At 39.3% G+C, this 6,215-nt stretch carries 4 protein-coding genes; 3 read left to right on the top strand and 1 reads right to left on the bottom strand.

Features of this window, described 5'->3' with window-relative positions:
• The first annotated feature begins 519 nt into the window (after positions 1–519).
• Positions 520–2,499: an ATP-dependent helicase gene (locus tag KPX09_RS04035; RefSeq protein WP_249549107.1), complete on the top strand. Its 1,980-nt coding sequence runs from the start codon at positions 520–522 to the stop codon at positions 2,497–2,499.
• Between the two features lie 761 nt (positions 2,500–3,260).
• A complete protein-coding gene (locus KPX09_RS04040; RefSeq protein WP_249549108.1) occupies positions 3,261–4,583 on the top strand; it encodes a hypothetical protein in 1,323 nt (440 codons plus the stop codon).
• A 119-nt stretch (positions 4,584–4,702) separates the two neighbouring features.
• On the opposite strand, the gene KPX09_RS04045 is transcribed toward KPX09_RS04040, so the two are convergent.
• Positions 4,703–5,488, bottom strand: a complete 786-nt coding sequence (locus KPX09_RS04045) for a hypothetical protein (RefSeq protein ID WP_249549109.1) — start codon at positions 5,486–5,488, stop codon at positions 4,703–4,705.
• A gap of 526 nt (positions 5,489–6,014) precedes the next feature.
• Between KPX09_RS04045 and KPX09_RS04050 the strand changes: the two genes are divergently transcribed.
• Positions 6,015–6,215 (top strand): hypothetical protein (locus KPX09_RS04050; protein WP_249549110.1); only part of this gene is annotated, 201 nt, incomplete at its 3' end.

Consider the following 6,215-nt stretch of genomic DNA (forward strand, 5'->3'; position numbering starts at 1 on the left):
CCGGCAGGGTAGATATATCGTATTAAGCAGTTATTAATGGCATCCATGCAACTTGTGATATAGGTATATATCTAAGTAGTAAAATGCTCATTTGTGTGTAACCTTTCAACTTATTAGGGATAGCTGCCTACCTACACCTGGCAAAAACCGACCGTTTGCTTGCGTCACACATTGCAATTGCGCTTATAGGAAATCTGCCTACAGAATAATCGTCATCTTCTTTACTGCGAAGATATATACAGCATGTATAATAACATGTTATCGCAAAATAAAACTCTGTCGCTCTACAATCTAAAAGCTTACTGAAAAACGCTACCCTGACTTTCTTCTAATTACATTCAATGCAGCACCATATTCATGCTTTCTTCTACTATGCTTTATCATAGCTATTTGTAGTTGCTGTTTCATATAGAAATAAACGATTTTAATCCTTGTTTTTGTTGATTGTATGCTCCTTTAAGTTACTATAAAAAGACACCGCGTCTGTACGGCAGTCTACATCTCTAGGAGCGTTAAGTTATGGAATATCGCGATTTTCCGCAAGCAAGCTACACATCTCAGCAAGTCGAAGAACATTACCCTGCAGACTTCATGCTCAACCTAAATGCCGAACAAAAGGAGGCGGTGCTGCAAGTATCAGGCCCTGTCTTGATCTTGGCAGGCGCAGGTACTGGAAAAACTCGCACCATAACCGCTAGGATGGGTCATATAATAAAAGAGGGATATGCACAGCCTCACGAAATTCTCGCAGTTACATTCACAAATAAGGCCGCAAAAGAAATGCATACTCGAGTCAATAATATTGTCAGTGCTTCTGGCATATGGCTCGGAACATTCCACGCAATAGCTGCACGTATTTTGCGTAGCCATGCAGAATTGGTGGGATTAAGCAGCAATTTCACGATAATAAGCCCTGATGATCAGCTACAGATAATAAAAACAATAGCAGCTGACATGCATCAAGGTTATCCAGCAACAGAATGCAAAGGCATTCTTCATACTATACAGAGGTGGAAAGAGAAAGGACTATTGCCGCATGATATTACTGAAACAGAATTACAAAGATCTTCTAACAGTTTTGCTCTTAGGGTATATGAAGAATACCAAGAACGCCTTAAAGCCCTAAATTGCGCTGATTTTGGTGATTTATTACTTCACAACGTTACTATACTTAGTACAAATCCTGACGTACTTGCTCATTATCAAGAATACCTTCGATATGTTATGGTTGATGAGTATCAAGACATCAATACAATACAATACCTGTGGCTTCGCTTATTAGTGCGTCGACATAAAAACCTGTGCTGTGTAGGAGATGATGATCAATCCATATATAACTGGAGAGGGGCAGAAGTAGGCAACATACTCAGATTTTCAGATGATTTCACAGACGCCAAGATAATAAGGCTGGAATGTAATTACAGATCAACATCTAACATATTAGCCGCAGCATCAGCGATAATTGATAACAATAAATCCCGCCTTAAAAAAACATTATGGACACATAATCAGGCAGGACAGAAAGTTGGTTTAATGAAGTTCTTCGATGGACGGCTTGAAGCTCAATACATAAGTGAGCATATTAAGAACTCTTACGAGTATAAATTTAGTGAAACTGCCGTTCTAGTCAGAGCCAGCTTTCAGACTAGAGTCTTCGAGGAATTCTTCGTGAGATATGGTATACCTTACAAAATTATCGGCGGAACCAAGTTCTACGATAGGGTAGAAATCCGAGATCTTGTTGCATACCTCAAAGTAGTAGTCAATCCCGATAACGACATAGCGTTTGAGAAAATTATAAATAAACCCAAACGCAAGCTCGGAACTTCTACTGTCAATAAGCTTCGTGCATATGGGAGAAAACACAGTATCTCCTTAACGGAAGCTGGACACTCAATGATAAAAGATGGATTACTATCTGATAATACATCCAACATTCTGCAAGATCTTCTCAGGCAGTTTGATGATTGGAGAGAAATGTTAAGTAGAGATTCATCCGTCAATGTACTAAAAGCTATTGCTCATGACTCTGGATACATAGAATCTCTAAAAAAAGACGGAGAGTCAGGTCTATCAAGAATAGAAAACATAAAGGAACTATTCTCAGCTGTATCAGGATTTGATGATGTGTCGAAGTTTTTAGAACACATTAGCTTGGTGGCAGAAAATGATTCTTTTGAAGAGGACAATAACTACGTACACGTTATGACATTACATGCCGCAAAGGGATTGGAGTTCCCGTTGGTTTTCCTCCCGGGATGGGAGGAAGGAGTCTTCCCACACGAAAAATCCATGAATGACATAACTGGAAATGCTCTGGAAGAAGAGAGGCGCTTAGCCTATGTTGGCATAACAAGGGCTAGGGAGCAGCTATACATATCATGTGCTGCAATGAGAGAAATCAATAACTGGAGCCAATCCATGAAAATGTCTCGTTTCATAAAGGAACTCCCCAGAGAACATGTACAGGTGTTACATAACATGACTGGTTACGCGTAGTGCATCTATGAGTCTGGTGTATAATTAGCTAATGTTAAGAAAAATCCAGGCAATGTGGGACTATTACATGCAAGGGAAGACTTAAATAGCCCACATATGGAACTTCATACTTTTCCTGACGCCAAAATATGTCTTCTTCATCTTCATTGCATACAGAACAAACAGTATGGCTTTGAGTTTGGCTGATTACATAAAAGCAATCTTACCCTAGCTATGGCGTTACTAAAACACGTATTTCGATAGAAAACTACCCACAAATTCCATGAAATTCACTATTAAGTTGTTATATGCATCTTTTGCACAACATATTCTAGATATTATTTAATAATTTCATGATATGCTAACGACACTTACAGTAGTGTTGCGTAGTGAAGTATAGCAATGCCCTTGGATCTGGTAATCCATTCATGAAGCAAAAACAAAAAACGCGACGTGTATCACATATGTGAGGAATTTCACAATTGCCGTAAAGAAAGTGGTCGTCATGATTCAGATACCTTGAGTAGAAACAATTACTGGTTTTCCGCAGATGTCGTACTAGTATCGTGTTTTTTCAAAAATGCGCTGCACTATGTAAAGCATGAAATGTGGGAAATGCACTTCAGAAGGAGGAAGAAACTATTGCAGCAATTTTGCATGTTCATCGTTGGAACAACTACACTACAGCGCGCGTCATTACTACTTATCACACGCAGATTAGCGCATCCACATGATAAAGGAAAAATAGCAAAGCTGCATATTGTGTAACATGGAGGTTTAAGGTGCGTAAAAAGAATACTCACAATGGATCTAGAAAAACTGGCAGCGGTATCCTGAATTACTTGAGAGCACTGTTTTTTAGGATAATCTCAATTTTTTCAACGTCTAATAGTACTGCCCCTAAGGCAGAAGATGAGGTTAATGCTGTACATATCCGCACACACAACAGCTCTGATACAAATAAGGATAGAGCTCAGCGTACGGATCATCGCCCTTCTATAGATGTAAGTTTAAAATATTATCAAAAGAAAAAATGGCTGGAAAGTGCATCGGGATTTTCCTTCCACAGCGCACTTTGCGATTCGTATCAAAACAAGTCTAATTTGTACGGCAATCAGTTTCTAATCGATATGCATAGATGTGACTGGTGCATCAATGGAACATTTTACCCTAGACAAAATGTAAGAGCTCATCTTGAAAAACTGGAAAGGAAACTAAAACCATCGAGCATTACTAACCTTAATCTTGTATGTCAGAGAACGTATGGAGTAAGTAGAGAAGTATTTTTGCGTCGCTATCGCGAAAGAAGTCTCGCGATAGCCATGCTGCAAAAAATGTTCCGAGATGATCGTCATGGGGTTGTCCCAGACATTAGATTGCTTGATGAAATAGTAAGCCATTGCCACCAAGGAGGGCCGTCAGCCTGGATATGTTCCAATGTAATTTGGCCTATAAAACATGCTTTGGATAGAGAATACTTATTCAGCGACGCAGGTGCCACACTAAATCGCATCTATGTATCAGCGTGTAGCAATATAAAATACGTAGATGCGATAACACCGGAGCGTGTTGTAGTCTGTGAGAATTTGGACTTTCTACTTAAAGTGCCGCAATTTACAGAAGGAGAAAAGACTCCTGCATTCAAAGTAAATGCAGCGCTGAAATACGAGATATCTACACAAAAAGAGGGACGAGTTCTCTATGATAACTGTTCATTAAACTTGACAATCATCACTCCAGCAGACTGCAATATAAAGACCTCACCATCATTACTGTTTAGAATGTGTCCTCCATTAGGACGTCTTCTACTCAGATTGAAGCATCGGCTCTATAGACGGAGAGTCTTTACTCCTAAAGATACGCACGTACCAGATCCTACCCTTGTTCACGTTCAACGCATCCGCATGGACATGAATGTTACAAAACTGCAGTACGCAATGGCTCCACTGCAAGTATCTCCGGAAGCGTTTTTCAGAGACCTGCTCAAAAATAGCACCCTGCGTAGGGCATTATATCAAGACCTCTCTCAGGAGGAGCATCTGGTGGAACCTCAACCCGAACAGGCTTCGATTGGTGTTTTTTTTTGTAACAGAACGCCCACCTAAAGTAAGTGGGCGTATGAGTAGTGTAGCTTCTTCCATTGGTAAATGCTATAACCAATAACGCCTATAAAAAGTACCTTATACAAGCTATTAATAAGCTCTTTTACTACATAGCACATTCTCTAAAGACGTCCATAAAAAACGTTCATAGCACGTTCTATAGAAACTTTATGATTATAAGCTGGGGAGCTATGCTCCTCATCCATAGGAATGTCTACAGTGTCCTGAGGAGAAAAGGAAGCGCGCATACTACCATTACATCCAAGATTCTCGCTATCAGCGAAGTCATCGAATACCGTTCTTTGAGCACGGGAATTGTATATATCCGCTATAGCTTCTTGTATCCTGGTCGTTTCCACTATCATTGCGGTCTTGTAATAGATGTTATGGGTTCCTTTGCGTAAAAGTGGCGGTAATACGCTAAAAGCAGCAACAATGGCGGCAAATCCTAAAGATAATGTCATTAGTAAGGCTACGACGAACGCAAATGGTACAGTTATAGCTAAGTTGTCAAGAGGATGGTGGTCATTACAATCACTGGAAATTTCACTATGGAAATCCTCTCCGTGCCTTTTTTTTAAGATATATTCAGAATATTGAAGCCTATCCTCTGGAGTACTTATAAAAGGTAAAAAATCTTTACTTGCAGCTAGGTAAGCGGAGGCAGCAACAACATAGTCGATGAAAAGAAAAAGTGCGGAAACAACACATAGGGCCATAGATATCCAGTAAACTACATACAGCAACGAGCTAAAGAGAAGCACAGCAAAACAGCAAACTCCAACAACTACCCCCAGGTTCCTCGCCGATTCTGGGATATGCAGGGATGGTAGTTTATTATTAGGACCTTCATCTGTACTTCCCTCAAAAACCTGAAAACCTAACCCTTTATTTATCCTTGACAACATATGTTCTCCTTAATTACCAAAAGCAAATGCACTATAACTTTGACTAGGAATCTTGTTTTTCGGATTTTTCCAGCATAAAAAATAGCTCATACTTTCTACAATATCCGAACAGTATATGCAGCAGGGCAGCACGTATGCACCCCTAAATCAAACAATGATTAAATCATTAACGCTTCACTATGGCACGATATTATAAGAAATACAAGAAATTTCTATGAAATAAGATTAAAGAATTATTTTTTATAGAATTTAAATTTGTAAAAATAGTATATATCCTAATATAGATATGTTTTATCATGGAAATCAATTCACAAACTGTTGACGCATACCTGTTGCATGCAAATAGTTTAAAAAATTTAAAATGATCATTATGAAGATGCAAGATACAGAATAAGGCTAATCTCGGGGATTAAGTTCTAATTCATTTAATGTATATTGTGCTTTTGTAGTCTGCATTTGCTTAAGTAGGCCGGTATTTTGATTTGTGAGAATTTAATGCTGAGCTGGGCCTTTTTGTGTGTTATCGGTGAAGGTTAAAAACGCCCGGGCACTGAGCCATGCTCTAAGGGTAGTAGGGCTATACATTAGGATGTTGCCTGGAACCCATGTGAATGTAAATAACTACTCAAAAAACTCAGAGCATGGCTCGTTTTGTGCTTCATCATGCGCGCATGGCGTTCTGTACAGCTTGGGTAGTGCTTGTTGTAGAGAAAAGGTGCTACCAGCA

The sequence above is a fragment of the Anaplasma phagocytophilum genome, assembly GCF_023476575.1.
Lineage (GTDB): Bacteria > Pseudomonadota > Alphaproteobacteria > Rickettsiales > Anaplasmataceae > Anaplasma > Anaplasma phagocytophilum_A.